Genomic DNA, 25,914 nt, shown 5'->3' on the forward strand with positions numbered 1-25,914 from the left:
GGTGGAGCTGGAGGCTTAGCTCCCCTTGAGCAGCCAGCGCACGTCTTGTACCACCCTGTCGGGATCCTGTTGCAGCTTGCCCTGACCGTAGATCAAGCGCAGCTGACCCTGGGGGTCGATCAGGAAAACGCTGGCGGTGTGATCGACGCTGTACACCTGAGCCGACTTGATCTGCGACTTCTGGTAGAAGACGCCGTAGTCCTTGGCGACTTGGGCGGTGGCTTCGGGGGTGCCGCTTAAGCCGACGAAGTGGGGATCGAAGAACTGCACGTATCTGCCTAGGGCTTCGGGCGTGTCGCGCTCGGGGTCCACGCTGATGAACAGCACCTGCACCCTGGCTTGCTCTTCAGGGGTGAGTCTGGCGTAGACCCGCTTGAGGTCTTGCAGGGTGGTGGGGCATACGTCGGGACAGTTGAGGAAGCCGAAGAAGATGAACACCGCCTTACCCCGCAGGTCGGAGAGCTTGTAGCTGGGGTTGCCAGCGCTGGCGAGCGTGAATTCGGCGGCGGGGCGCGGGGTGAGCAGGGGGGTGCCGTAGGGCTGGTAGCGGTTGAGCCGGGTATAAGTGAGCACGGCCAGCAGGATGGGTAGGCCGATAAACAGCGCGAGTCCGGCGATGCGTCGGGTCATAGCACTCACCAAGATAAGGCGCATTCATGAGGATGAATGTCACGCCGGAGGCCCTTGGCTCCCGGCCACCCAATCGCAAGGCTACAGAGGACAGCCCGCTTTTGCCCTAAACTGGCAGTGTGACGAAGCGGCTTACCTGGGCGGCGGCATTGCTGATGCTGCCCTTTTTCCTGCAACTGCTGGGTTTTGGCCAGACTTTCCTGGGTGGGGGGTTGTGCGGGTCGCTGGTCGAGGGACGGGATTTACCGCTGGATCAGCAGCCTGCGGGGTTCTGGTACGCGCTTTTGTTCATGCTGTTGCTGGCCGAGCAACTGGCCTACGGTGGGGTGCTGTTGTTGTCGAGGTTGCTCGAGCCCACCCCCGCTTCTCAGCGGACGCTGGCGCGGGTGGGGGTTTACCTGGCCCTGCCGCTGTTGCTGGCCTTCTTGCTCACGCGCCTGACGGGCCTGCCTACCCCCGGGCCCCTGGGCTGGCAGTGGGGGGAGCGGGCCGGCTTGGACCTGCTGGGCCTGCTGATGGTGGGGGCCACGCTGGGCGCACTGGGGCTGATGTGGCGGGCCTCGGTCGCCAGCCCCCAATCCTCCTGAGCGCCTTGGGGTAGCTTGGAGGGTATGGAGAGGTTGTTGGAGGTGATGCGCCGCCTGCGGGCTCCCGACGGCTGCCCCTGGGACAAGGAACAGACCCACCTGAGCCTGCGCCCCTACATGCTCGAGGAGGCCGCCGAGGCGGTAGACGCCATGAGCAAGGGCGACCCCCAGGAGCTGGCCGAGGAGCTGGGTGATGTGCTCTTGCAGGTAGCTTTCCACAGCGTGATCGCCGAGCAAGAGGGCACCTTCAGCTACCCTCAGGTTGAGGGGCACATCGTGGACAAGCTCATCCGCCGCCACCCCCACGTCTTCGGCAGCGTAAAAGCCGATACCCCCGAGGAAGTCAGCGCCAACTGGCGGATGATTAAGGCGGCGGAGGGCAAGGGCAGGGCCTCGGTGTGCGACGAGGTGCCGCGCAGCCTGGGAGCACTGGCGCGGGCCGCCGAGATCCAGAAGAAGCTGGGGGTCCCCCCGGCTAGCCCCCGCGATGTGATCTCGGCCCTCGAAGAAGGCGACCTCGCCGAGGCACTATGGCGGATGGTGGCCCTGTGTCGCCGGGAGAAGGTGAATCCGGAAATCCTGCTTCGGGAGAAATGCGATCAGAATTGCTCAAAGCCCTAGTCAGTAAGCCGCCCCAACCCCTGCTCCTGCCCAAGGGCTTCGTGGATGCCGCGGTGCTGCTGCCGGTGTGGGAGGGGCAGCTGCTTTTCACCGTGCGCAGCGCCCACCTGCCGCACCACGCCGCCCAGGTCAGCTTTCCCGGTGGCCGCTTCGATGACGGAGAGACCGCCGAACAGGCCGCTTTGCGCGAGGCCTGGGAAGAGGTGGGCCTCGAGCCCGAGACGGTCGAGATCCTGGGCCAGCTCAACCCCACGCTCTCGCCCTTTGGCTACCGGGTATTTCCCCTGCTGGGCTACGTCAGCCGCGAACCCCGCCTCACCCCCAACCCCGAGGAGGTGAGCGAGCTGCTGTGGGTACCCATCCAGGAACTCATCGAAGCCCCCGCCTATGCCGAGGAGCGGGTGGTGACCCGCCTCAACCAGCCGCCCCTAGACCCCGAGGACGTGGGGCGGGTGCAGCCGGGGGGCGGCTTTAAGCGCCTGGTCTGGCACTACCCCTGGCGGGGCTACGACATCTGGGGCGTGACCGGCAACATCGTCCACGACTTTTTGGAGCGCATCAAGGAGGTGCGGCTGTGAACACGATTGGGATTTTGCTGGAGGATTACTTCGACGAGCGCGAAGTGATCTATCCCTACTACCGGGTGCAGGAGGCCGGGTTCAGCCCGCTGGTGATCGGCCCCAGGCCGGGGAGCTTCCACGGCAAGACCCCCTTCACCTTCGAGGCCAAGGTCGCGGCTGAAGCGGTCAGGGCCGGCGACTTGGCGGGGCTGATCGTGCCCGGTGGTTTCGCCCCCGACCGCATGCGCCGCCACAAGGCCATGACCCGGCTCATCGCCGAGGTTGATGCCCAGAAAAAGCCGCTGGGGGTCATTTGTCATGCGGGCTGGGCGCTCATCAGCGCGGGGGTGGTCGAGGGGCGCAGGCTCACGGGCTTCAGCTCGATTCGCGAGGACCTCGAGAACGCCGGAGCCATCTACCTCGACGAGCGGGTAGTGGTGGAGGGCCACCTGGTCACCGCCCAGCACGCCGACGACCTACCCGCGTTCATGCAGGCTTTCCTGGCGCGCTTTGATTAGGCGTCTCCAGGGTGACTTTGTCAGCGGGGGAATGAACACCCCAACGTAAGTTGGTTATCGGGTTTTCAGCCCAACCCCGACCCTCAAAGGCAGGGGTTAGAGGGCACCGATGCGCTCCAGGTCTGGCCGTCCTCGAGGCGCTCGAAGCGGAATTCGGCCTGGGGGGTCTCGACGCGGGTGCCGTAGCCCACCACGTCGGGCATGGTCTCGTAGAGGATGGGCTCGAGGCCGGGTGCGCTCTGGGTGACGCGGTAGGTGCCCTGCTCGAGGCGGAACTCCACCCACAAGGCCCCCCGGTTACAGCCCTGTTTGCTGGGATCGATCGCCCCCGGTGGGGTGTGCTGACTTCCAGGAGTGGGCTGGTTGCAAGCCAGGGGGGCCAGGGCCAGGAGTGCGAGGGTCCACCTCATGAGCGACCTCCTCCAAAGCGACGCGTGCTGCGCGAGGGGGGTGTGGCTCTATTCTACGCTTCAGGCCGTCCGTTTGCTCCTGGCCACGACGACGCCGGGAAGATTCCTGATGCGGCCCACCAGGGCCTCGAGCCCCTCCAGGTCGCGCCCTTCCACCACCGCGATGGCCTCGTCCGAGCCCTGCAGGGTATCGGCCCTGAGCACGCCCTTGATCCGCCGCACCCGCTCGATCACCTCGCAAGGACGCTTGGCCCGGATGAACACGTAAGCCAGCACCCTGGTCCGCCGTGATCCGCCGGAGTGTCGTTGGCGCAGTGCTCTCTCGATCCTGGCCTCCTCGCGCAGCTTGTGCGTGCGCTCTTTGAAGTGAAGCCATGCCAGCTCTATGCTGATTGGGTTGTTCCACATAGCGCTCCTCCTGCGTTTTGGGGAATGGGGCCCCGCGTTGGGGGCGAATCGGGGTTCTCGAGCGGGCCGTCAGGGCTTGACCCGGATGCGTCGGCGGTGTAGCCGATGTCGAGCTTGAATTCGTCGGCCTCGAGGCCGTTGTCCTTGGCCCAGGCGTACATGCGCCTCCTCACGCCGCGAGCTTGACCGATAGCCGCTTGACCCCGGGTGTGGCCTGCACCTCGCTGAGGCGCACCTGGAGCGAGGCGAAGCTGTGCTCCTCGATGACCAGGGCCACCTCGCCGCTGCCCATCAGTACGTCGGCCTTGGTCACGCCGGGGAGCTGCCGCAGGGCTTCGCGCACCCGCCTGGGCTGGTAGCAGGAGACGAAGACGTAGGCCGAGAAGCGCGGGGAGGGTCTGGGGGAGGGGTTGTCCTGGACGGTGGTCTGCGTCATAGTGGGCCTCTCTTATGTCGTTAACAGAATAAGGGCGCGTTGAAAAGCCGCTCGAGCTTCGTCCACGGCGGGGCAGTTTCGAGCGGCAGGAGGCGCTGCCTAGCTGGCTCGAGCCAGTGCGGCCTGGGATTCCTTCTGGAGGAAGCGGTTGAAGAGCTTGGAAAGCCGGCCCTCGGGGTAGTAGCTAGCCCGGTAGAGGCAGAGGGCCTCGAGCCAGGCCTGGGCGAGGGCCTGGGCTTGGGGGCGCAGCCGGGGCAGCGCTTTGCGTAGATCGCTTTCTAGGGCCCACAGTCCCACCAGACCACGCCGATTGTCGATCTCGATGAGGGTGTTGAGCACATCGCTTGGGTGGGCCTTGCCTTGCCCCAGCGAGCGCCAGACGGTTTCATTTGCAGTCATAGCTGTGGCCTCCGGTTATGAATATAACATAACTAGGTATGCTAGTGCAATATCCTGAAGCCGCCCATTACGGCTTGACCGTAAAGAGGAGTTGTGCTACCGTGACCTTGATATGACACTAGCCGAACGCCTGCGTGAACTACGTAACCAGCAGGGCTGGCGCCTGAAGGACTTATCGGAAAAGAGCGGCCTGTCGGTGCCTTACCTCTCGGACCTCGAGCGCGGTCGTACCAACCCCAGCCTCGATACCCTGCAAACCCTGGCGAGCTCCTATGGCGTGAGCGTCAACGACCTGCTGGCCCCCGTGGACTTCTACGGCGAGCGTACCGAGGCCTCCTTACCCAAAGGTCTGGCCGAGCTGCTGGCCGACCCCGCATTGGGCAAGGAGATCACCCCCGAGTGGCAGCAGACCCTCGCGCGCATCGAGCTGCGCGGCAAGCGCCCGGAGTCCAAGCGCGACTGGTACGAGATCTTCCTGCACCTCAAGCGTGTGCTCGAGGGCTAGCACAACCCGGCGTTATCAAGGGCGAACTTCGGGTTTGGCATTTTGGGGTCTGCGCCGCAGGAGGGCGCAAACGCCCCGGGGCGAGTGAGAATAGGGCCATGCAGCGTCCATACCCCACCACCGAGTCGGACTTCTACGTGCTGGGCTACAGCGCCCGCACCTCCGACGCCCTCGAGGCCGACCCCGCCACCGCCCGCATCCCCGGCCTGTGGCGGCGCTTCCACACGGAGGGGCTGGAGGACCGGATCCCCAAGCTGCGGGCCAAGGGCAAGCCCTTCGCGGTCTACTTCGACTACGCCACCGACCCCGCGGGCGAGTACTCCGTGCTGGTGGGCTACCAGGTGCCCAGCCTCGACGACGCGCCCCCGGGCCTGAGCGGGCTGCACGTGCGGGGCGGGCGCTACCTGATGTTCACCGCCGAGGGCTCGCCCGCGCAGGCCGTTCCCCGGGCCTGGGCCGAGGTCCGGGAGTACTTCGCCCGCCCGGGGGCCCCGGCGCGGGCTTACGCCTACGACTACGAGGTTCACGAGGACCTCGAGCGGGTCTCGATCTTCGTGGGAGTGCGCTGAGCCATGCGCTACGCGACCTTTTTGCGTGCGGTCAACGCGGGCAAATTCAACAGCTTCCGCATGGAGGACCTGCGGGCACTGCTGAGGGCGGAGGGGTTCGAGGCCGTCCGGACCTACCTTCAGACCGGTAACGTCTGGCTCCAGAGCGGTGAGGCCGACCCTGAGGCCGTCGCCCGGCGGGTCGAGGCGCTCATGCCCGCCTTAGGCTGCCGCGACGTGGCGGTGATGGTACGGACCGAGGAACACCTGCGCGAGCTCGTCGGCCTCGACCCCTTCGGGGCCGACGGCGGCACGCACCGCCGCTTCATCACCTTCCTGCGCGAGCCCGCGCCGGCGGCGCTGCCCCCGCACAGGGAGCTCGAGGTGGTCCTGGCGTGGCCAGGAGAGGTTTTCTCGCGGCTGGACAAGAACGTGCGCAACGTCTTGCCCAACGCCTTCATCGAGTCCAGGCTCAAGGTGCGGGCTACTACGCGCTTCTGGAACGTGGTGCAGGAGATGTACGGGCTCCCGTAGGGGATAATGGGCTGCCTATGGACCTGCGCTCGAGGATCATCCGCATGGCCCGGGAGTACCGCCAGGCCCACGCTCCGCTGACTGCCGAGCGGCTGGTGCAGGGCATCGAGGTCTCGCTCTCGTACGCCAAGCTACCCGAGGGCAAGTTCGGGGCCTTTATCGAGGAGCAGCAGCGCATCGTCATCGACGAGGACTCCCCCCCCAAGCGCCAGCGCTTCACCCTGGCCCACGAGGTCATGCACCACCTCATCCGCCGCGACGCCGACATCCTCTCCGACCTGCACGAGGAGTTCGAGGGAGGGCAGCTCGAGGCGCAGCTCGAGGCGCTGTGCAACCTGGGCGCCGCCGAGATGCTGCTGCCCGGGGAGGTGGTGGAGGCCGCCATCGCCCGCAAGGGCCAGAGTCCGCGCCTGATCCCCGAGCTCGCCGAGGGGCACCAGGTCTCGGAGGAGGTGGTGATCATCGCCCTGGCCGAGCGCGGCCCCACCCCCTCGCTGGTGCTGATGGCGGGGGCTAAGCCCCTGCGGGTGTTCTTCAGCGCCAAGCACGAGCGCGTCTTCGACCGGGTGAGCCGGGGGACGGCCGTCCACCGCGACCACCCGCTGGCGGTGGCGCTCGAGACCGGTCTGCCCTACCGCGGCAAGGCCACCCTGCCGGGGCACCCCACCCCCTATGGCCTCGAGGCCTACCCTAAGGGGGGGCGGGTGTACGCGGTGTTCCGGGAACTGCACAACTGATACCAGATTCGGTCAGTTCCCGAATGGGGACGCCACCCCGCCTTGGCGGGGCGGCCGACCGTCAGCGAGGGGNGTGCTCTAGGATTCAAAAAGATAGCCTCTGAAGGTCTTTGCTTTGGGTGATTATCTTTTTGAATCCGGTATGAGATGAGCCCCTTTAGGGTGTGCTGCTTCTTTTTGCCACTGTAATGGCTTCGTTGCTTTTTTGGGATCTTTAATCGGGACTTCCCCCCTATCCACCCACACCCCTCTTTTCTCTAAAACATTAATACTAAAAACTTGACTATTTAGAGATTTAGCTGCACTGTAATGCCTATGGATCAACGGCGGCTGCTCTTGCTGGGGTTGTTACGCCTCCGACGGATGCACGGCTACCAACTGGGGGAGATCGTAGACCGTGATCTAAGCTACCTGGCTGATTTCAAACGGCCCACGGCCTACCACCTCCTGCGCCAACTGCTGCGCGAGGGATTGGTGCAGGAGCAGCGCGAGCGTCAAGGGGAGCGGCCAGAACGCCGGGTGTACTCGGTCACACCAGCGGGCGAGCAGGAGTTCTTGCGCCTATTGCAACTTCAGCTCTCCAGCTACCAGGCTGGGTATAGCCCTGGGGCGGCGGGATTGATGTTTTTGGAGGCCCTCGAGCCCTCCCAGGCAGCCCGCTGCTTGCGGCAACAACTGGAGGAGCTGGAGGGAAAACTCACCCTCCTGCGTCAGGCGGCCCCCACCCACGGCCACGAACGCGGGGGATATGCTTTGGGGCTGGTTCTGGCCCGGATGGAAGCCGAGCACCGCTACCTGTTGGGTGTGTTGCAAGAACTCGAGAAAGGAGTTTGATGAACCCCCTGCCCTTGCTCTTCCTGACCCTGTTCAACAGCATTCTCGGCCTCTCGATCCTGTTTCCCATCATTGGGCCACTGGCCCGGGAATTACACTTCAGCGAAGTTCAGACCGGCCTGTTTTCCACCGGCTACGCCCTGATGCAGTTCCTACTGTCCCCCTACTGGGGCCGCCGCAGCGAGGTGCTGGGCCGCAAGCCGATCCTGCTACGGGGCATTTTGGGGTTTGCAGCGGGGTTTTTTCTCTTTGCCCTGTTCGGTTGGCTGGGGTTCGAAGGGGTATTGAGCGGAATCCCACTCTTTGCTTTGATGCTGCTCAGCCGCCTGTTGGGCGGGGCTTTTTCCTCGGCGACCCTGCCCACAGCCCAGGCCTACTTGGCCGACATCACCTCGAGAGAGCAGCGCACCCAGAACTTCGCCTTGCTGGGGGCGGCATTCGGCCTGGGGATCATCTTTGGTCCGGCCATCGGGGCGGCCCTGGCCGGCCTGGGATTGCTGATTCCAGTGATTTTCTCGGCTACCCTGGCCCTGCTTAACGCCCTCTTTGTGCACATCGCTCTGCCGGAGTCCCGCAGGCGGGAAGAGCGCCCGGCCACCCCACCCCGGTTGAGCTTTACCGACCCACGCATTTGGCCCATCTTGCTGCTGGGGCTCATTGTTAACCTGTCCTCGGTGGCCATGGAGCAAACGGTGTCTTTTTATTACCAAGATCGCCTGGGACTGAGCCCTGAGCGCACCGCACAGGCTGTCGGCATTGCTCTGGTGGCATTTGGTCTGATCGCAGTTTTTATTCAGGGATTCGTGGTACGGGCGGTGAAGTGGCCACCACGCACGTTGTTGGCGATAGGGCTGCCCCTGGCGCTCTTGGGGTACCTGGGCTTAGTGGTGGCCAAAACATTCTGGCTGCTCACAGGATCGCTGGTGCTGCTGGGTGCGGGTGGGGCCTTTGCCGGGCCGGGGATAACAGCGGCGCAATCGCTGGCCGTCTCCGACGATGAGCAGGGGGTGGTGGCCGGGCTGGCCAGCTCGGTGCAGGCCCTGGGGCGGATGATGGGCCCGCTGGTTGGAACGGGGTTATACAGCCTTCACCCGCAGTATCCCTACCTCTTTTCGGCCCTCCTTATGTTGGTGGGAATTGGGCTTTTCCTCGGGCGCCAGGAGGTGGGGCGCGTTGGGCATCAGCTAGATCGAAGACCACAGGGGTGATGGCTTCCCCTCCAGGCTTCTTTGGCTCCTTCTCCGGCCTTTTCCCAGGGTCGGAGCGATGCAGAACTCTGGCAGCTGCCCTGCTTATCGTCCTGCTGCTGTGACGATTGATACCGGATTCAAAAAGACACTCTTCAAAACCAAAACCCAGAGGCTATCTTTTTGAATCCTAGAGCACACCCCGCCTTGGCAGGGCGGCGTCCCCATTCGGGAACTGACCGAATCTGGTATCAAACCGAAGGCCGAACGCTTTGTCATCCTCAGCCCAGGCCGCTTCCAGCGGTTTGGCGCAGGAGTGGCGGCGCTGGTGGTGGTGACGGAATCTTGACGAAGCACTCGAGCCTTGGCTTGTTTAAAGGACCTACCGCCCTGCGGGATAGCGCAACAATGGCTGCATTTGCAAACGGACTCTGTCTCCAGGGTTGCAGTCTATGCGCACCCAAGCGTCTCCCCAAGGAAGCTGAACCTGGCAGATCACCTCACCCCGCAAGCTACGCCGCTCGAGCACTACCCCCTCGAGTTCTCCCCCTTCGTGCACCCATTCCTGCCGGAAGGCTAAAACCTCTCCGTTATGCTGCAGAATATTGGCCCGGCCAAAAGCCAGGAAGCTCTCCAGGCTGCTCGGCTTCCAGTAGACCTCCTCGGGGCTCCCCACCTGCACCAGGCGCCCTTTGCTCATCACCCCCACCCGGTCGGCCAGGAGCATGGCTTCTTCGGGGTCATGGGTGACATGCAAGGCGGTTACACCGGTATCCTTGAGCAGGGTGCGCACCTCGAGCCGCAGCCGCTCCCGCAGCACCGGATCCAAAGCGCTATACGGCTCATCCAGCAATATCACCTGGGGGTCGCGGGCCAAAGCCCGGGCCAGGGCCACCCGCTGGCGCTGACCGCCGGAGAGCTCACCGGGACGTTTTGCGGCGTGCTCGAGCAGGCCCGTTCGCTCCAAAAGGCCCAGGGCCCGCTTCCGGTCCGGCCGGGGCATGACCAAGAGCAGGTGCTCCAGGGCGCTTAGGTGGGGCCACAGGCGCAGGTCTTGAAATACGTAAGCCACCCCGCGCCGCTCGGGGGGAAGCCGGGTGACCTCCCGACCTTCAATCCACACCTGACCTTCTTCCGGTGGCAAGAGGCCCGCCACCAAGTTGAGCAGGGTGCTCTTACCGCTCCCGGAAGCTCCCAACAGCACCAGCACCTCCCCTTGGGACACCTCCAGGTTCACTCCCAAGACCCCCTGCCCTCCGCTAAAGCGCTTGCTCAGCGCCACCAGCCGCAGCATCAGCGCCTCCCCACAAGGGCTATAGCGGAAAATCCCAGCAGAGCCAGCCCAATCGCCGCAGCCTCCCGATAGAGCCCGCCGTTCAGCGCCGACAGCACCGCAACCCCCAGGGTTTCCGACCCCGGGGCATACAGCAGCGCCGAGAGGGTAAGTTCAGAAAAAGCCAGCGGGAAAATCAAAAACCCTGCCGCGAAAGCTGCTCCCCACAGGGGAGGGTAGCCCACACGCAGCCAACCCCGTACCGGGCTCAGCCCGTGGGCACGTGCCGCAAACACTAACCCTTCCACCCTAATCCCGCTTTCCAAAGCCCTCAAGGCCAGCGGTGCCAGGTGCAGCAAGTAGGCCAGCAGCAATATCCCCGGGGTGCCGTACAGGGGGGTGGGGGCCAGCAGCAAGATGAGCCCTATCCCCAACAGGGTGCCCGGGAGCAGGTAGTAGATATCCAAAAGCCCCCTAAGGCGGCGCATAAAAGCAGGAAAGGGCCTGAGCAACAAGGCTGAGCCTACCAGCAGCACTGTAGCCAAGCTGGCCAGGAAAAAAGAGTTCACCAACCCTTGGCGGATTAGCGGCAGCGCCCAGGCAGCACGGAAAGCCGGTTCCCAGGCCCCAGAATAAGGGTTTTGCAAGGCTTCCCGCAGCAAACCCAAGGTGCTGAGCCCTAAAGCGGCCAGTCCGTACACCAGCAAACCCACTTTGGCCCATAAACGCGGCTGCCAGGCTTCCTCGAGCCCCGCTTCTACCACCGGGGGCCTGCTCAGCAGCAAAGCCGGTAGGGCCAGCCCACCCAGCCACAGGGCCAAAGCCGCGGACTGGCCCAGGGGGTCTGAAGCGAGGGAACTGCTCAGACGGGCATAGGCCAAGGTGGGAAGGACATAGACCCGCTCGGGAATCCCCAGCACTGCTGGAACCCCGAAATTGCCCAGCAAGGCGATGTACACCGTGCCCCCAGCCACCAACAGCGCTGGGGCCAGCGGCGGGAGAAACACCCTAAACCGCCTCCAGCCCGTAACCCCATGCACGCTGGCTGCCCGCAGCAATAGCCACGCCGAGCGCAACTGCGGTTTGAGCAGCAAGTACGCTAGAGGGGTGTAGTGGAGCAGCCAGGCCAGGAGAATCCCCCAAACGCCATAGGCCCTGAGGCCGAGTCCCTGTAGGGTGAACAAAAGCCCAATCCCGGTTACAAAGGGAGGCACCAGATACGAGAGCAAGAGCAGGCCCTCTAGCCACCGCCCCGCACCCCCCACCATCGCCAAGTACGCCAAGCCCAGCCCCACCGATAGGCATAACAGGGTTCCGCCCCCCGCAAGCAGCAGGCTGTTCAGAGCCACATCCCAGTCCTTGAAGCCTTCCAGGAAGTGTCCTATCCCCCGCACGGCTAGCACCCAAAGGGGGGCCAGCACAAGCAAGCTTCCAGTAGCTATGCCAAAGCGCCAAGCAATCCTCATCGCCGCAGACCAAACAGGCTGTTGAAGCGATCTAGCGTCTGAGCAGAAGCCTCCCGACCGCGGAGGCTAGGCAGCTGTGCAGGGGCTCCGGCTGGCGCAGCGGCCCCGGACAAAACCGGATAGTAGCCGCGTTCGACGAAGATGCGTTGGCCTTCTTCCGACAGCAGGAAGCGAAGGAATTTTTCTGCCAGGTCAGGCCGCTTGCTCCAGGTGGGAATGCCGATAGGGGTTGGGGCCAGGATGGCCCCGTCCCGGGGGTACACGATGGCAAGGGGCGCCCCTTTTGCGATCTCCTGGCGCACCCCGTAGTCATTGGTAATGGCCAGGCCGTATTCGCCGCGGGAAAGCTTTTGCTGCAGCACCGGGTTGGATTGTTCTATCGCCAGACCACTCGCCTTTAGCTTTTCGAAGTAGCCAAAGCCTAAGCGCTCGGAGAGAAACCCTAACGCCACCAGGGCTGGCCCGGAGAAATTGGGGTCAGCCATCACCACCTGGCCCTTGTACGGCTCTCGCAGCAGATCCCCCCACGAAGCCGGGAGCACCCCCACCCGGCGGGTATTGACCGCGATGATGGTGTGCAGAAGGCGTACCTCATAATAGCGGCCCCCTTCGTAAACATACTGCGCAGGCAAGCCAGGGAAAGTAGGGGGTATGCGCCGCAGGAGGTTTTTCTGGCTCAGCTCGCGGAAGAAGCCTTCTCCAACCAGCCACACCAGGTCAGGCTGGGGATTGCCGGCCTCGAGCTCGGCCCGCAGCTTGGCCACCACCTCGCCCGCGCCGGAGCGAAACACCTGCACGACAATGCCGGGGTACTTTCGGTTGAAGCCCTGCACCAGGGCCTCGACGTCGGGCAACTGGGCACCGGCTACGTAGAGGGTGAGCTGGTCTTTTTGCGCCAGGGCAAGCCCCCAGGCCAGGCTCAGGGCAACGACGCAGTGAAATACAAGACGACCCATTGCGACCTTCCTCATTTCCTAAGACCAAAAAGGGCGTTGAAGCGGGCCAGCGTGGTTTCATCGGCGGGTTGGGCCCTGAGGTTGATGACCTTATCGGGAGCCCCCGTAGGCTTTGGAGCCCCGGATACCACCGGGTAATAGCCTCGAGCAGCAAAGAGCGCTTGGGCCTTGGCCGACAGCAGGAAGTTTAAGAAGCGCGCAGCCAGGGTCGGATTCTTGCTCCAGGAGGTGACGCCTATAGGGGTGGGAACCAGTATGGCTCCATCTTTGGGATAGACCACCTTTAGCGGGGCTCCCTTGGCGATCTCCTGACGCACTCCAAAGTCGGTGGTGATAGCCAGGCCGTATTCGCCACGGGAGAGCTTTTGCTGCAGCACCGGATTGGACTGTTCCACAGCCAGGCTGTTGGCTTTCAAGCCCTCGAAGTAGCCAAACCCTAGGCGCCCAGATAGCGTACCCAGCGTAGCCAGGGCAGCCCCCGAAAAGTTGGGATCCGGCATGGCCAGTAAACCCCGATACGCTGGCTTTGGAAGGTCGCGCCAGGCCAGGGGGAGCTCGGAGACCTTTTGGGTGTTGACCGCGATGATGTTATACAGCAAGCGCACTTCGTAGTACTGCCCGCCCCGGTAGGCGTACTGTGCAGGAAAATTCGCTACCGTAGGTGGAATCCGCCGCAAAAAACCCCGCCCGGCGAGTTCTTGAAAGTACGGCTCATTGGCGAACCATAAAAGGTCGGGTTGAGGGTTACCGGCCTCGAGCTCGGCCCGTAGCTTGGCAATGACCTCGCCGGTCCCCGAACGGAACACCTGAACCCGCACCCCTGGGTTCTCTTCTTGAAAGGCCTGTACCAGGGCATTGACATCGCTCAAGACCTCGGAGGTGTAGAGGGTGAGGCTTCCGGTTTGGGCCATCCCGATGCCTAAGAGCCCGGCGATAAGGAGAGTTAGACTTCGCCACATGGTTTTACCTGTGTCGAAACTACGCAAGCCCTGTCAGTTAAAAGTCAGGCGCTCCGCGCCCAACCCCAGCATCGTGCCTTAGCAGTCGACAAGGGCATTTGAGCTCCGAGGCAAGCACCATGGGCTGCCATGCTAGCCTCCGATACCACCGTGTACAAAGCAGTCTTCCCGGAGTCCCTATGCTTAGGGGGTGGTCTTCGCGCAACCAGGTGCCACCTGGAGGCCGGCAGGCTTCTCCGCTGCCGGTGCCCATGATGGTTGGTGCTTTGGGCATGGTCCGACCCTAGGTACACGGCAAAACTTGCGGGAAACCCGTAGGAGCTGGTAAGGATAGGGACTTCCCCACCAGAGGTAGTCCCATGAATGATGGCAGGGAGCTGATAGAGGTTTTGCGACCCCACCTGAACTGGCATCGAGCCAGACTGCGTTTTCTGGCTGCCTTCGTCCTGGCTTTGATCCGGGTTCGCCGTGTCAAGCTGGCCCAGGTCGCTCTGGGGTTGAACCCGTTTGCGCATCAAAGCCGGCAGTCGGGTAAGCTACAAAGGCAAAAGCCAGCCCGTCGAACAGTTGTTCCGGCAGCTGCGCTATGGGCAGTGGGAAGCCTTACCCAAGTCGGTCAAACCCTGGGGGCAACGAGCTCACCTGATGGGCGGTTATCTCAAGACCGGGGAATACCTGCTGCTGATTACCCAGGCCGATCCACAGCAGGCTCACATCCGCCACGCCCAACGCTGGGAGATCGCAAGGTTTCGACCTCGAATCCACCCACCTGACCCGGGCTGAGCGGCTCGAATCGCTCATCGCTTTGATGAGCATGGCCCTGGTCTGGGCGCATAAGAAGGCCCGTGTGTCTGATCTGGAGCCGGACTAGCCCCAGGTCATCGCCTATCCCATGAACCCGCAGACCCGGGTGGTCAAGAGGGCTTCGGGAAGCCCCGGTCCTTCCAACCGGAGCGCGTTCTAGCCCACCTGGAGGGGTTGCTGGGGGAGGCGGTTCGCCAAGCGGACCGCCCCGCCGAAGCCTTGGCCCGGGTTCCCGAGCCCTTAGAGAGGGTGCGGCGGGCCTTGGTGGCGGCCCTATCCGATCTAGGTGGGGAAAGAACCTGACATCCTCGGCATGGGCCCAGGGGTGGGTTCCCCTGCGGCACCCGGAGTCCGGGAATCGTCCAGCCCAATCAGGGTGTCTTGCGCTTCGCTGACCAGGGGCAAGCGTCCAAGGGCCCGAGGTATCCGGGCCATGCGCCGGCCAGCAGCCTAGGCCGCTAAGATGGGGGCATGGTTCGGCATCTCCCCTGGGCCCTTGCCCTTCTTCTCCTCGCCCTCGTGCCCCTTTTGGAAGACCTGGGCCTTGCCCGGCTGCGCCCTTACCTCGCCCTTTTAGCCGTCGTTTTGGGTGCGCTTTTGGTGCGCCTCCTCGCTCAAGGAGGCCGCCGGCTGTTGGACCGGACAGGCCAGCAGGCCCTATATCCCGGGGTGCTGTTTCTGGAAGTGCTTGGCTACCTAGTGGTAGGGGCCCTAGGGTTTTCCTTGGCTGGCTATCACCCCGCCGCGCTCCTGGCGGGCGGTGCGGTGGTGGGGGCCTTGGTGGGGCTGGCTTCACAAACGGTTCTGGCCAGCCTGTTATACGGCTTCCTTCTCCTGCTCTCTGGGGCAGTGCGGGTAGGGGAGAAGATCAGCTTCGTCCTCAATGGGTTACCCTATCGGGGCCGGGTTCAGGAGGTGAATTTGAGCCACCTGCGCCTGGAGGGGCCCGCGGGCCAGATCTGGGTTCCCAATGCTGCCCTCTTCGCCACCCCTATCTTTTGGGGAGATGGGTTTTCCGTCCAGGCGGGCCTCCCCTCAGAAGAGGCTTGGAGGGCCCTGGAGGCCGCTTCCCCCGACGTATGTTTTGTACCGGCGAGCGTGGGCCCCAACGGACTCCAAGGCACGCTCTATCTGCCAAGGGAGCGGGTGGATGAGGTGCTGGCTTTCCTGCAGAAATTAGCCCCCTCTCATTCGTCCCAGGCTTAGCCCTACCAGGAAGACCGGGCCACCTCCCACTAGCACCTGGAACACCGTGCTTCCCAGGGAGCTCCGCATGTAACGGTAGCGGATCCAAGCGATAACGAGGAGTTCCAGCACCACCACGGTGCTGGCCAAAGCCATGGCTATCCCCAGGTGGGGAATGAGGAAGGGGAGGGTGTGGAAAGTACCCCCTAGGAAGGTACCCAAGCCGGTGACCCCGCCCCGGAGCAAGGGTTGCCCGCGTCCGGAAAGCCTGCCGTCGTCGGAAAGGGCCTTGGCGAGCCCCATGGATAGGGCGGCACCCAAGGCAGCGGCCATCCCCACAAGGAAGGTGCGGAAGGGGTTGCCTGTGACCCCAGCGGCGGCGACGCTCGTCCACACCCGCATGGGCCAGGCCACCCCTCGCGGGCTTGGGCGAGGTGGGTGGGGTCTGCGACTCCCAGGGCAAAGGGGGAGAGGAGCGGGGTTGAACTCGAGCCCGCCATGTGACACAGCCGTCGCCCCGCGAGCCGGTTTTAGCCTAGGCTTTGTAAAGTATGCGGCGCTGGTTTTGGTGCATTCTCCTGGCATTGCTGGCAATTGGCTTTGGCGAAACCCCCGTGGTCTCCTCGCAAGGGTGCGTGCCTTATCCCAAGGCCAATTACCCCCAGGACTCCTTCGGCACCGTCCTCAAGCCGGGGCAGGTGGGGGGCAGCTCGAGCCCCGAGGGCACCCCCCGGCTGGTGCTCGATAAGGGCAGGACCCGGATGTCGGTGGATCACTGCGCCCTGCGCATGCCCGAGGCCAGCGCGCCTCGCTTCGGCCAGGTGGGCCTGGCCTACCCCAGGATGCTGCGGCAAAACGGGCGGGTGATTCACTTTCGGGTGCGACCCGGTGACATCCAGCAGCCCAACAGCTTGGTGCTGGGGGCGTTTGAGGAACCCAACCCCGCCAACCCCCTCGAGGGAGCCAACGCCATAGCGCTCGACAACTTCGACAACCAGACGGGCACCTTCAACATCGGATTTAAAAGCGGGATGCTGCCCACGCTGCTGCCACAGTTCCAGACCCCCCTCGACGTGTACGTGCTGCTGCGTGAGCAGGGGGCGGTCTACCTAGTGGACGGGCTGGCGGGCGGCCACTACGCCACGCCTCCTGGCGTTAGCGTGATCGGCCTGGATCAGAGCCTGGACTTCGCCGGGTTTTACCCCGCGGCTCACAGCTCCAGCTCCTTGCTCGAGCACCGCCTCGAGCACTTTCAGGTGCGCGACGTGGCGGCCTGGTCGCGCTGGTACGGCACCGCCCACGCCGCCGACCGGCTCACCGGGGCCAGCGGCGCGGCGCTGGGGCGGGCCGAGAAAGGGGGCGACTGGCGGGTGAGGGGTAACCTCAGGCGGGGAGCAGAGGGGCTCCATGCCGACGCAAAGGGGGGCATGGCCCTGCTCGATCCGGGAGCGCCCTCGCAGGTGCTGGGCCTCACGCTCAAGACCGGTCCCCGTCCCCAGGGGGTCGCTCTGATCTTCCGGGCCCGCTCGATGCAGGATTACTACGCCTTCGTGGTCTCGAGCGACATTGCCCAGGTGGTGCGGGTGAAGGGGGGGCAGGTTACTCCCTTGCAGCAGACCCAGGCTCCCGAGTTCCTGCTGGGCAAGAACGCCACCCATTACCTCCAGGTGCTCGACACCGGCCCTCGGAGGGGGCCCTTCGACAAAGGGGGCAAGATCCGGCTCTACCTCGACGGCAGGGTGGTCTTCGTGCTGGGCGACGACCCCAAGGCCAGTCCCGAGTTCGACAACGCCAACGCCGAGGCCAGCGGGGTAGGCTTCGAGATCGGGGAAGGGGTGGCCCGGGGCACGGTGCTGAGCCGTTTCGAGGCCCACCCGCGCACCATCGCCCTGCCCGCTGAACTCCGCCTACCCGAGCCCTTTTTCGAGGAGCGGGGCGATGTGGTGGTGGCTTCGGACCGCTTCGATGGGGCGGCGGGCCCGCTCGAGGCCCGCCGTACCCCGGTAGGGGGCCTGACCTGGGAAAAGCGAGCCCCGCAGGCGCAGGGGGAGAAGGTGGTGCTGCTGGGCAACGGCCAGGTGCAGCCTACGCCGCGAGAAAAGCGCAGCGACTACCTGCTCTACGGCCTGCGCTGGCCCCAGCGCTACCGCCACTTCGCCAGCCTCGAGGCCACCCTCACCCCGCCCGGTCACAAAGGCCGCTATGACCTCGAGGGCGATTGCACCGGCTACACCGAGGCCAACCGGGAAGAGCGCCTGCGGGCTGGCTTTTTCTTCTGGCAAGACGCCCAGCACTACCTCATCGTCCGGGCCTTCATCGACGACTCGCAGTCCAACGCCTCCGAGCTTGAGTGGCAAGCTCCGGTGGAGGGCGTACTGGACGTGATTCGCCGGGTCAACCTGGGCCCGCGCCTGTGTCATGGCAACCCCTTCCACCTGCGGGTGAGCTTTGACGGGGACTGGGTGGTGGCGTGGGTGAGGGCTCCGGGCAGTCCTCGCGAGGAGCCCGTGCAGTCCTTCCGCTGGAGCGATGTCTTTCCCGAGCAGCCCCCCCTCAAGATCAACATGGTGGGCCTGCTCTTCTCCGAGGAGGATAGCGGCAGCCGCTTAGACAGCTTCACCGCCTGGGGATCGACGAGGCTGAAGTGAAGATTTGGCTTGTGTTTTGCGCCGAACATTAGGCCATCGATCGCTGAAGTCCGTTAAGCCCGCCGTTATGGTTGGGTTTGCGCCCCTTAACAGCCACGGGGCTGGTGGGGCGAAGACCTCCGCTTGCGGGGAGCTTGCGCGGCTCGAGGTGGCGTGACCTGGAGCCATAACGCTGTAACGTTCTTACCCGATGACCTCGAGGTTTGCAGTACCCTCAACCTAACCTATGAAGCGATACCTGCTGCTTGCTCCATTGCTGCTGATCCTGGTGGCCTGCCCTGGTACCGGCGGGAGCGGAGGGGGGAACCGGGCGGCTTGCGTCAAGTACCCCAGCGCCGACTTCCCTCAGGATTCCTTCGGTGATTCGCGCCCGGTGGCCGGGGTTGCGGGCACCACCAGCCCCGAAGGCACCCGCCGCCTCGTGACCGATCTCGAGCAGGAGGGGCCGACCGCTGGCCGCATGAGCATCGATAACTGCTCCTTGCGGATGCCACCGCTGTTCGAGCCCTCCTTTGGGCGCATGGGGGTGGCCTATCCTTCCGTGCCGCGCCAGAACGGAAAGGTCATCCACTTTCGCCTGACCGCGGGCGACGTGCAGGAGGAGAACAGCCTGGTTTTTGGCGGTTTCGACTCGCCCAACCCCACCACCCCCATGGTGGGTTCAAACGCCATCCTCTTGCGCAACTTCGGCCAGCAGGGCGGTACCTTCGACTTCGGCTCCAAGACCGGGGCCATGGAGAGCGGCCTGCCACAGTTCCAGACCCAGCTCGACGGCTACGTGATCCTGCGCGAGCGCGGTGCGGTGTACGTGGTGGATGGCCTGGCGGGTGGTTATTACGGTGTCCCCCCCAAGGCCAGCGTGATCGGCTTGGACCAGAGCCTGACTTCCCCTGAGCTTTACCCCGGAGTTCACAGCGCTAACCAGGTATATGCCCACCGCATCCACCACTTCCAGGTGCGCGACGTGGCGGCCTGGCAGAACTGGTACGCCACCGCCCACGCCGCCGACCGCCTGACCAATGGCCCGCCGGGAACGGCGGAGAAGGGCGGAACCTGGACGACGACGGGCAACTTCGGCTCCAGCGCCAATGGAGTCACCGCCGACGCCGGTGGCGCTATGGCCATGCTCGATCCCGGCGCGCCCTCGCAGGTGCTGGGCCTCACCGTCACCACCGGCAACGACCCGCAGGGTGTGGGGATCATCTTCCGGGCTAACAAGAACGGCGGCGTTTACACCGATTACTACGAGCTATTTATCTCAAGCACCAAGGCGGAGCTGGTGAGGGTGAGCGGCGGCATTCCTACCGAGATCACTGCCACCACCGAGCCCGAGCGGTTGTTGCCCAAGAACGCTACTGTCTACCTCCAACTCATCGACAGCGGCCCTAAGGACACGCGCTTCAGCGCGGGGGGGCGCATCCGCGTGCTGATGAACGAGAAGGAGGTGCTGAGCGCCGAGGCACCCATCGCCCACTTCACCAACGCCGACAACAACAACAGCGCGAACTTCACAGGGGTGGGCTTCCGCATCGCCCCGGGGAGTGCCGGGGGCACGGCGGTGAGCTATTTCGAGGCCCACCCGCGTACCATCACCCTGCCCAGCGAACTCCTGCTACCCGAGCAGGAGGCACCTCTGGAGGACACCGGCAGCGTGGTGGTGGCCTCCGACGACTTCAGCGGCGGCTACGCCAACTTGGCGGGCCGCAAGACCCCGGTGGGCGGCCTGACCTGGGAGAAAAAGGCCAGCCGCAACGAAAACGAGTACCTGGTGGTCGATGGGGCGGGGCACGTCACCGTCTTTCCTAGGGCACAGGACAGCAGCCGCAGCAGCCTGTTGCTCTACGGCCTGCCTTGGCCCAGCCAGTACCGCAATTTCGCCAGCCTCGAGGCCACCATCATCCCCGCGGGTGAGGGCGTACTGCGCGAGGAGGGTGCGACGCTGGGGGTCGGGCAGCGGGTCTGCTCGGGTTTCGACGAGACCAGCCCCTCGAAGAACAACCGTCTGCGGGCTGGGCTGTTCTTGTGGCAGGACCGGGAGAATTACATCCTGTTGCGCGGTTTCATGGATAACTCCCAGTCCGATGCCTCCGAGGTCGAGTGGCAAGTTCCCGAGCGCCCGGACTATGCCCCGGTAGTACGCCGCACCAACCTCGGCGTGCGCTGGTGCCACGGCCTGCCCACCACCTTGAGGCTGAGCTTCGACGGAGAGCGCATCACCTTGTGGGTCAAAGGGGCTGTGGGCAAGGGCGACCCGGATACCCAATTCGAGCCCGTGCAGACCTTGCGCTGGAGCGACCTCTTCCCCGACCGCCCGACCTTCGCCATCAACATGGTGGGGATCTACTACTCCGAAGACGACACCGGGGCCAGGATCGACAACTTCAAGGCTTTGGGGCGGTAGGCTCTAGCCCAAAGGGGCCGAGCGTGTACGGCCAGCCCGCTTGCTTTTTGCCCGGCTTGGGCCACAATCATGCCTATGGCCCTATCCTTCAGCGCCAGCCTCAAGGCCCGAGTGGTGCAAGAGTTCAGCAACCTGCTGATCTTTCGCCCTTTGGGCTACCTGGTAGCGAGGTTGTTCTACCCCACCCCCGTCTCGCCTCCCGCGCTGGTGCTGCTTCACACTTTGCTGGGCCTTGCGCTTGCCTACCTGATCGCGCGGTATCCCGAGCTGGACTGGGTCTCGGCGCTGCTGCTCCAGTTCAAGACGGTGCTGGACAATGCCGACGGTCAACTGGCGCGCCTGCGTAACCAGGCCGACGAGTTGGGCCGCTACCTCGACACCGAGGCCGACCTGCTGGTCAACGTGGCGCTGTTCGGGGCGCTAGCGCTGCGCACGGGGGAGCCGTGGCTCAGCCTGGCGGGCTTCGCGGTGTTCACGCTGGTGCAGTCGTGGGACTTCAACGCCGAGTACCTGTACCGGGCGGCCCGGGGCGAGCCCTTCCGCCCGCCGGTGCGCGACCCCGACAGCCCCCTGCTGAGGCTGCTGCGGGGCATCTACGCCGTCTTCTACGCACCGCAGGACCGGCTGGTGCGCGGCCTCGAGCGCGCGCTATTCGGGTGGCTCACCCGCGGACTGAGCGAAGAGCGCAAACAGCTCCTGGCGCCGCAATGGTGGAACTTGTGGTCGGTGGCGGCGGTGGTCAACTGCGGGCTTAGCAGCCAATTCCTGTTCATGGGGCTGTTCCTGGCCTTTCGCCAGCCTGGTAGCTACCTTACCTTCGTGCTGCTGCAGGGGGCATATCTTGGGTTGGTCTACCTATGGCGGATCCTGCGCTTCCTGATTATCCGATCCCGACCGTAGCAGCCCTGGTGCAGGGGCCTTCGGGGCGGGTGTTGCTGGTAAAGACCACCAAGTGGAAGGGCCTGTGGGGCGTTCCGGGGGGCAAGGTGGAGTGGGGGGAGGGCCTCGAGGCCGCGCTGCGCCGGGAACTGCGCGAGGAGGTGGGGCTCGAGCTCGAGCACGTGCGCCTGGCCCTGGTCCAGGAGGCCATCTTCGACGAGCAGTTTTACAAGCCCATGCACTTCCTGTTCTTCAACTACTTCGCCCTCTCGCCATCGGAGGAGGTCAGGCCGGGCGAGGAGATCGTCGAGTGGGCCTGGGTGGATTTGCAAGGAGCCCGGCGCTACCCCCTCAACACCTACACCCGGGTCCTGCTGGACGCCTATTTCGCCCAGAGCGAGGTCCGCGGATGAAGGGTAGGGGGCGTGTCGCTTTGGTGACGGGCTCGGCCAGGGGCATCGGCAGGGCCATCCTGCTGGGGTTGGCCGCGCAGGGCTTCGGGGTGGTGGTGCACTACCGCAGCAGCGAGGCCGAAGCCGAGCAGACCCGCGCCGAGGCCGAGCGGCTGGGGGTGCGGGCCATCAAGCTCCAAGCCGACGTGACCGACCTCGAGCAAGCCCAGGGCCTGGTGGTCCAGGCGGCCCGGCAGATGGGCGGGCTGCACGTGCTGGTCAACAACGTGGGCGATTACCTCAAGAAACCCATCGACGAGCTGACCCCGCGGGAGTGGAATAGCCTGCTCGACTCCAACCTCAACGCCCCCTTCTACCTCACCCAGTCGGCCCTCCCCTACATGCAGGCGGCGGGCTGGGGGCGGGTGGTCAACATCGGCTACGCCGGGGCGCAGAACCTGGTAGCCCGCAGCCACGTCACCGCCTACGCCATCGCCAAGGCCGGGTTGATCCTCTACTCTAAGGCTCTGGCCAAGCGGCTAGCCGCCAGGGGCATCACGGTCAACGTGGTCGCGCCGGGGGTAGCGGAAAACTCGCTTTCGCAGCCGCTGGAGGAAATTCCCATGGGCCGTGCGGCGCGGCTGGACGAGCTCACCCGCGCGGTGCTCTTCTTCGTGGACGAGGCTTCGGCCTACCTCACCGGACAGGTGCTCGAGGTCGCGGGGGGGTGGAACCTGTGAGCCCAAAACAAGTTTCCCAGAATACGTTCGGGCTGTGGGCGAAGGAGCAATATGGGACGCATGATCGAAGTCGAGGACACCGGGCTGAGCTTTAGCAGCGACGTAGACATCGACCGCATGGGCCTGCTCGCGCGGGAGTGGCTCGAGCTCATCGGGGAAGACCCGACCCGCGAGGGTCTGCTCAGGACGCCTGAGCGCATGGCCAAGGCCTGGGCTTTCCTGACCAAGGGTTACCGGGAGAGCCTCGAGGAGATCGTCAATGGGGCGATTTTTGAAGCCGAGGGCAGCGAGATGGTGGTGATCAAGGGCATCGAGTATTACTCCATGTGCGAACACCACCTGCTGCCCTTCTTCGGCAGGGTCCACATCGGCTATATCCCCCGCAAGAAGATCCTGGGCCTATCCAAGTTTGGCCGCATCACCGACATGTTCGCCCGCCGCCTGCAGGTGCAAGAGCGCCTGGCGGTGCAGATCGCCCAGGCCATCTGGGACATCCTCGAGCCCGTCGGTGTGGGCGTGGTGGTCGAGGGCCAGCACCTGTGCATGATGATGCGCGGGGTGGAGAAGCAGCACTCGAGCACCACCTCCAGCGCCATGCTGGGTAACTTCCGCGAGGACGCCAAGACCCGCGAAGAGTTCTTGAGCCTGTTGCGCTCCGGCTGACTGCGTTAATGTCTACGTTACCTCCGTGTTGCGGCTCGGAGCGCGACCGTCAGGATAATCTCATGCTCCTCAAAATTCCCTAACAGACACGACCGCGCCTGTAACGCGGGAATAACGCCGGCCCCGCTAAGGTGTAGGCTGTCGGGTTCGACTGCACCGCTAACGCCTGTTCGAGGTGGGGAATGTATGATGCCAATGCCCGAATATGACCAAATTCAGAGCACTTCCAAGCTCCAGCCTAAAGTGATCGCCATTATCCCGGCCCATAACGAGGCCCGCTTCATTGCCGGCGTGGTGCTCGAGACCAGGCGCTACGTCAGCGAGGTCATCGTCGTCGACGACGGCTCCACCGATCGCACCGCCCAGCTCGCCCAGGCCGCCGGGGCCACCGTGATCCGTCAACCGCGCAACATGGGCAAGGCCGAGGCCCTCAACGCCGGCTTCCGCGCCGCGCGCGAGCTCAACCCCGACGTGGTGGTCTGCCTCGACGGCGACGCCCAGCACGACCCCGCCGACATCCCCGACGTCATCGCGCCGGTGCTGGCGGGCGAGGCCGACGTGGTGATCGGCTCGCGCTTCCTGGAGAAGCGCAGCGACATCCCCGGCTGGCGCATCGTCGGGCAGCACACCCTGACCTTCGTCACCAACCTCACCAGCGGGGTCAAGACCACCGACAGCCAGTCGGGCTTCCGCGCCTTCTCGCCGTTGGCCCTGCGCGCGCTGCGCTTCCACACTGGCGGGCTGGGCGTGGAGTCGGAGATGCAGTTCCACATCCAGAAGGCCGGGCTCAAGGTGGCCGAGGCGCCCATCAACGTCTCCTATCTCGACGGCAACAAGCGCAACCCGGTGGTGCAGGGCCTGCAGATCCTCGACTCCATCATCAGTCTGGTGGCCCGTCGCCGCCCGCTGTTGTTCTTCTCGTTGCCGGGCTTGATCCTGGCCGTGGCGGGCTTGGTGATGGGCGTGGACGTGGTGCTGACGATGAACCAGCTAGGCATCCTCAAGACCGGCACCGCCATCCTCTCCTCGATCGCCATCATCGGCGGCTTGATGCTGGGCGTGACCGGGGTGTTGCTGCACGCGCTGGCCGGTTTCGTCGAGCGGGTGCGCAGCGAGGTGGATTCGGTAGTAGCGAGCCGGCTCGAGGCCCTCAAGTAAGCGCGAGGCTTTGCCGATGGAGAAGGCCAAAACTGTGACGGTGGTGGGGGCCGGGTACGTGGGCCTGTCCACCGCGGTGGCCCTGGCCCTGCTGGGGAGCGAGGTCCGGGTGCTCGACACCAACGCCGCCCGCGTGGAAGGGCTGAAGCGGGGCGAGCCCCCCTTCTATGAACCGGGCTTGGCCGAGTCGCTGGCCGAGGCCGCGCCCCGCCTCCGCTACACCACCGACCCCGCCGAGGCCTACGACGGCAGCGAGGTCGCTATCGTCGCGGTGGGCACCCCGCCCACCCCGGCCGGCCACGCCGACCTGCGCTACCTCTACCAGGCCCTCGAGACCCTCGCCCAGCACCGCGTGGGGCTGGTGGTGATCAAGTCTACGGTGCCGGTGGGCACCAACCAGGAGGCCAAGCGCATCCTGGGGCCCGGCGTGGCGGTGGCCTCCAACCCCGAGTTTTTGCGCCAGGGCCAGGCCCTCTCCGACACGCTCTACCCCGAGCGCATCCTGGTGGGCGCGGAGGAGGAGTGGGTGTTCGGGGTGCTCGAGCGCCTCTACGGGCCCCTCGTCGAGCAGAGCTTCGAGGAGTTGCCCTGGCTGCCGCGTCCCAAGGCGTTGCGTGAGGCCGTCGCCCGGGGTTACCGCGTGCCGCTGGTGCGCACGGGGCTCGAGAGCGCCGAGCTCGCCAAGTACGCGGCCAACGCCTTCCTCGCCACCCGCATCTCCTTCATCAACGAGATCGCCAACGTGGCCGAGGCGGTGGGTGCCGACATCGAGGAGGTGGTGCAGGCCATCGGGCTCGACCCGCGCATTGGACCGCACTTCTTCAAGGCCGGCCTGGGCTACGGCGGGAGCTGCTTCCCCAAGGATACCCGCGCCCTGGCCTACCTCGCCAAGCGCGGCGGCTACGACTTCAAGCTGCTGCGCGCGGTGATCGAGGTCAATCAGGCCCAGCGCTACCGCCTGGTGGAGAAGGCCGAGGCCGTGCTGGGCCGCCTCAACGGCCAGACCGTCGTGCTGCTGGGGCTGGCCTTCAAGCCCGGCACCGACGACCTGCGCGAGGCGCCCAGCCTCGAGATCGCCGAGGAATTGCTGGCCCGCGGGGCCCGGGTGCGCGCCACCGACCCCAAGGCCCTCGAGCTCGCCAAGCAAATCCTCGACCCCCGCGTGGAGACCTTCACCGACCCGCTGGAGGCCGTGGAAGGCGCCGACGCCGTGCTGCTGGTGACCGAGTGGCCCGAGTACCGCGCCCTCGACTGGGCCGAGGTCAAGCGCCGCCTGCGCCGAGCGGTGGTGCTCGACGGTCGCAACGCCCTCGACCCCCGGGCCATGGAGGCGCTGGGCTACGTCTACCAGGGCATCGGGCGGGGGCGCAAGTTGTCGGAACTGGCCCTATGAGGCTGGCGAGATGCCGAACGCCCGACGCCGGACGCGGGTCGTACGTCGTACGCAAGACGCCTCGGCCCTTAGCTATCGGCTAT

Annotated in this window: 30 protein-coding genes and 1 pseudogene; 20 read left to right on the forward strand and 11 right to left on the reverse strand. The window is 65.0% G+C overall.

Annotated features, from left to right (window positions below; translation table 11 throughout):
* Nucleotides 1-15: 15 nt before the first annotated feature.
* Nucleotides 16-630 (reverse strand): SCO family protein, encoded by a 615-nt coding sequence (locus B047_RS0100190; protein ID WP_018464941.1) that lies wholly within the window; start codon nt 628-630, stop codon nt 16-18.
* Nucleotides 631-749: 119 nt separating this feature from the next.
* Here B047_RS0100190 and B047_RS0100195 point away from each other — a divergent pair, with 119 nt between their 5' ends.
* The 4 genes from B047_RS0100195 to B047_RS0100210 are packed head-to-tail and all read left to right on the forward strand — an operon-like array spanning nt 750 to nt 2,916.
* Nucleotides 750-1,217 carry a hypothetical protein gene (locus B047_RS0100195; protein WP_018464942.1) on the forward strand — a complete coding sequence of 156 codons (468 nt, stop codon included), beginning with the start codon at nt 750-752 and terminating at the stop codon, nt 1,215-1,217.
* A gap of 24 nt (nt 1,218-1,241) precedes the next feature.
* Nucleotides 1,242-1,838, forward strand: coding sequence for a MazG family protein (locus tag B047_RS0100200; protein WP_018464943.1), 597 nt, complete (start codon nt 1,242-1,244; stop codon nt 1,836-1,838).
* Nucleotides 1,811-2,416, forward strand: a complete 606-nt coding sequence (locus B047_RS0100205) for an NUDIX hydrolase (RefSeq protein ID WP_026234435.1) — start codon at nt 1,811-1,813, stop codon at nt 2,414-2,416. Before B047_RS0100200 ends, B047_RS0100205 begins: the two co-directional genes overlap by 28 nt.
* Nucleotides 2,413-2,916: a type 1 glutamine amidotransferase domain-containing protein gene (locus tag B047_RS0100210; protein WP_018464945.1), complete on the forward strand. Its 504-nt coding sequence runs from the start codon at nt 2,413-2,415 to the stop codon at nt 2,914-2,916. The genes B047_RS0100205 and B047_RS0100210 overlap by 4 nt, the downstream gene beginning before the upstream one ends.
* A gap of 83 nt (nt 2,917-2,999) precedes the next feature.
* Here B047_RS0100210 and B047_RS0100215 read toward each other — a convergent pair whose 3' ends face one another.
* The 5 genes from B047_RS0100215 to B047_RS0100230 all read right to left on the reverse strand — a co-directional run bounded on the left by B047_RS0100215 (nt 3,000) and on the right by B047_RS0100230 (nt 4,569).
* Entirely contained in the window at nt 3,000-3,326 is a 327-nt protein-coding gene (locus B047_RS0100215) for a hypothetical protein (RefSeq protein WP_018464946.1), read from the reverse strand.
* 60 nt (nt 3,327-3,386) lie between these two features.
* Complete coding sequence (locus B047_RS0100220; RefSeq protein WP_018464947.1) at nt 3,387-3,734, reverse strand: Lrp/AsnC ligand binding domain-containing protein; 348 nt, start codon at nt 3,732-3,734, stop codon at nt 3,387-3,389.
* Nucleotides 3,710-3,907: a hypothetical protein gene (locus tag B047_RS17775; RefSeq protein ID WP_157205765.1), complete on the reverse strand. Its 198-nt coding sequence runs from the start codon at nt 3,905-3,907 to the stop codon at nt 3,710-3,712. The genes B047_RS0100220 and B047_RS17775 overlap by 25 nt, the downstream gene beginning before the upstream one ends.
* Nucleotides 3,904-4,170 carry a hypothetical protein gene (locus tag B047_RS15905; RefSeq protein ID WP_018464948.1) on the reverse strand — a complete coding sequence of 89 codons (267 nt, stop codon included), beginning with the start codon at nt 4,168-4,170 and terminating at the stop codon, nt 3,904-3,906. Before B047_RS15905 ends, B047_RS17775 begins: the two co-directional genes overlap by 4 nt.
* Nucleotides 4,171-4,269: 99 nt before the next feature.
* Nucleotides 4,270-4,569, reverse strand: coding sequence for a hypothetical protein (locus B047_RS0100230; RefSeq protein WP_018464949.1), 300 nt, complete (start codon nt 4,567-4,569; stop codon nt 4,270-4,272).
* A 112-nt stretch (nt 4,570-4,681) separates the two neighbouring features.
* Between B047_RS0100230 and B047_RS0100235 the strand changes: the two genes are divergently transcribed.
* From B047_RS0100235 to B047_RS15920, 6 genes are all read left to right on the forward strand, one after another.
* Nucleotides 4,682-5,074 carry a helix-turn-helix domain-containing protein gene (locus tag B047_RS0100235; protein WP_018464950.1) on the forward strand — a complete coding sequence of 131 codons (393 nt, stop codon included), beginning with the start codon at nt 4,682-4,684 and terminating at the stop codon, nt 5,072-5,074.
* A 98-nt stretch (nt 5,075-5,172) separates the two neighbouring features.
* Complete coding sequence (locus tag B047_RS0100240; protein ID WP_018464951.1) at nt 5,173-5,643, forward strand: GyrI-like domain-containing protein; 471 nt, start codon at nt 5,173-5,175, stop codon at nt 5,641-5,643.
* A 3-nt stretch (nt 5,644-5,646) separates the two neighbouring features.
* Nucleotides 5,647-6,156 carry a DUF1697 domain-containing protein gene (locus tag B047_RS17095; protein WP_018464952.1) on the forward strand — a complete coding sequence of 170 codons (510 nt, stop codon included), beginning with the start codon at nt 5,647-5,649 and terminating at the stop codon, nt 6,154-6,156.
* 17 nt (nt 6,157-6,173) lie between these two features.
* Nucleotides 6,174-6,893: an ImmA/IrrE family metallo-endopeptidase gene (locus tag B047_RS0100250; protein WP_018464953.1), complete on the forward strand. Its 720-nt coding sequence runs from the start codon at nt 6,174-6,176 to the stop codon at nt 6,891-6,893.
* 315 nt (nt 6,894-7,208) lie between these two features.
* Nucleotides 7,209-7,727 carry a PadR family transcriptional regulator gene (locus tag B047_RS15915; protein WP_040778716.1) on the forward strand — a complete coding sequence of 173 codons (519 nt, stop codon included), beginning with the start codon at nt 7,209-7,211 and terminating at the stop codon, nt 7,725-7,727.
* A complete protein-coding gene (locus B047_RS15920) occupies nt 7,727-8,935 on the forward strand; it encodes an MFS transporter (RefSeq protein ID WP_018464955.1) in 1,209 nt (402 codons plus the stop codon). The genes B047_RS15915 and B047_RS15920 overlap by 1 nt, the downstream gene beginning before the upstream one ends.
* Nucleotides 8,936-9,296: 361 nt before the next feature.
* Here B047_RS15920 and B047_RS0100265 read toward each other — a convergent pair whose 3' ends face one another.
* Genes B047_RS0100265 through B047_RS0100280 form a run of 4 tightly spaced genes read right to left on the reverse strand, consistent with a single transcriptional unit; the run spans nt 9,297 to nt 13,568 of the window.
* Entirely contained in the window at nt 9,297-10,208 is a 912-nt protein-coding gene (locus B047_RS0100265; protein WP_018464956.1) for an ABC transporter ATP-binding protein, read from the reverse strand.
* On the reverse strand, nt 10,208-11,608 hold the full coding sequence (locus tag B047_RS0100270; protein WP_018464957.1) for an ABC transporter permease family protein: 1,401 nt from the start codon (nt 11,606-11,608) through the stop codon (nt 10,208-10,210). Before B047_RS0100270 ends, B047_RS0100265 begins: the two co-directional genes overlap by 1 nt.
* Nucleotides 11,609-11,649: 41 nt before the next feature.
* Nucleotides 11,650-12,609: an ABC transporter substrate-binding protein gene (locus B047_RS0100275; protein WP_018464958.1), complete on the reverse strand. Its 960-nt coding sequence runs from the start codon at nt 12,607-12,609 to the stop codon at nt 11,650-11,652.
* An 11-nt stretch (nt 12,610-12,620) separates the two neighbouring features.
* Entirely contained in the window at nt 12,621-13,568 is a 948-nt protein-coding gene (locus B047_RS0100280; RefSeq protein ID WP_040778720.1) for an ABC transporter substrate-binding protein, read from the reverse strand.
* Nucleotides 13,569-13,927: 359 nt separating this feature from the next.
* Here B047_RS0100280 and B047_RS18630 point away from each other — a divergent pair.
* Together B047_RS18630 and B047_RS0100290 are read left to right on the forward strand one after the other, a co-directional pair.
* Nucleotides 13,928-14,406 (forward strand): annotated as a pseudogene (locus tag B047_RS18630) (IS4 family transposase); the annotation flags it as partial.
* Nucleotides 14,407-14,843: 437 nt separating this feature from the next.
* The gene (locus tag B047_RS0100290) at nt 14,844-15,578 is read left to right on the forward strand and encodes a mechanosensitive ion channel domain-containing protein (protein WP_018464960.1); all 735 of its coding nucleotides are present in this window, start codon (nt 14,844-14,846) and stop codon (nt 15,576-15,578) included.
* Here B047_RS0100290 and B047_RS15925 read toward each other — a convergent pair.
* Nucleotides 15,549-15,959, reverse strand: coding sequence for a VIT1/CCC1 transporter family protein (locus B047_RS15925; RefSeq protein ID WP_157205766.1), 411 nt, complete (start codon nt 15,957-15,959; stop codon nt 15,549-15,551). The genes B047_RS0100290 and B047_RS15925 overlap by 30 nt on opposite strands.
* 149 nt (nt 15,960-16,108) lie before the next feature.
* Here B047_RS15925 and B047_RS0100300 point away from each other — a divergent pair, with 149 nt between their 5' ends.
* The 8 genes from B047_RS0100300 to B047_RS0100335 all read left to right on the forward strand — a co-directional run bounded on the left by B047_RS0100300 (nt 16,109) and on the right by B047_RS0100335 (nt 25,831).
* Nucleotides 16,109-18,205: a hypothetical protein gene (locus tag B047_RS0100300; RefSeq protein ID WP_018464962.1), complete on the forward strand. Its 2,097-nt coding sequence runs from the start codon at nt 16,109-16,111 to the stop codon at nt 18,203-18,205.
* Between the two features lie 226 nt (nt 18,206-18,431).
* The gene (locus B047_RS0100305; RefSeq protein WP_018464963.1) at nt 18,432-20,606 is read left to right on the forward strand and encodes a hypothetical protein; all 2,175 of its coding nucleotides are present in this window, start codon (nt 18,432-18,434) and stop codon (nt 20,604-20,606) included.
* Between the two features lie 75 nt (nt 20,607-20,681).
* Nucleotides 20,682-21,506: a CDP-alcohol phosphatidyltransferase family protein gene (locus B047_RS0100310; RefSeq protein ID WP_018464964.1), complete on the forward strand. Its 825-nt coding sequence runs from the start codon at nt 20,682-20,684 to the stop codon at nt 21,504-21,506.
* Nucleotides 21,464-21,898 (forward strand): NUDIX domain-containing protein, encoded by a 435-nt coding sequence (locus B047_RS0100315; RefSeq protein ID WP_026234439.1) that lies wholly within the window; start codon nt 21,464-21,466, stop codon nt 21,896-21,898. Before B047_RS0100310 ends, B047_RS0100315 begins: the two co-directional genes overlap by 43 nt.
* A complete protein-coding gene (gene tmpR / locus B047_RS0100320; protein ID WP_040778724.1) occupies nt 21,895-22,617 on the forward strand; it encodes a bifunctional dihydropteridine reductase/dihydrofolate reductase TmpR in 723 nt (240 codons plus the stop codon). The genes B047_RS0100315 and tmpR overlap by 4 nt, the downstream gene beginning before the upstream one ends.
* Before the next feature lie 51 nt (nt 22,618-22,668).
* A complete protein-coding gene (gene folE / locus B047_RS0100325) occupies nt 22,669-23,280 on the forward strand; it encodes a GTP cyclohydrolase I FolE (RefSeq protein ID WP_018464967.1) in 612 nt (203 codons plus the stop codon).
* A gap of 186 nt (nt 23,281-23,466) precedes the next feature.
* Nucleotides 23,467-24,438 carry a glycosyltransferase family 2 protein gene (locus B047_RS0100330; protein ID WP_026234440.1) on the forward strand — a complete coding sequence of 324 codons (972 nt, stop codon included), beginning with the start codon at nt 23,467-23,469 and terminating at the stop codon, nt 24,436-24,438.
* Between the two features lie 16 nt (nt 24,439-24,454).
* Entirely contained in the window at nt 24,455-25,831 is a 1,377-nt protein-coding gene (locus B047_RS0100335) for a UDP-glucose dehydrogenase family protein (RefSeq protein ID WP_018464969.1), read from the forward strand.
* Nucleotides 25,832-25,914 lie beyond the last annotated feature (83 nt).

Source organism: Calidithermus timidus DSM 17022 (assembly GCF_000373205.1).
GTDB lineage: Bacteria > Deinococcota > Deinococci > Deinococcales > Thermaceae > Calidithermus > Calidithermus timidus.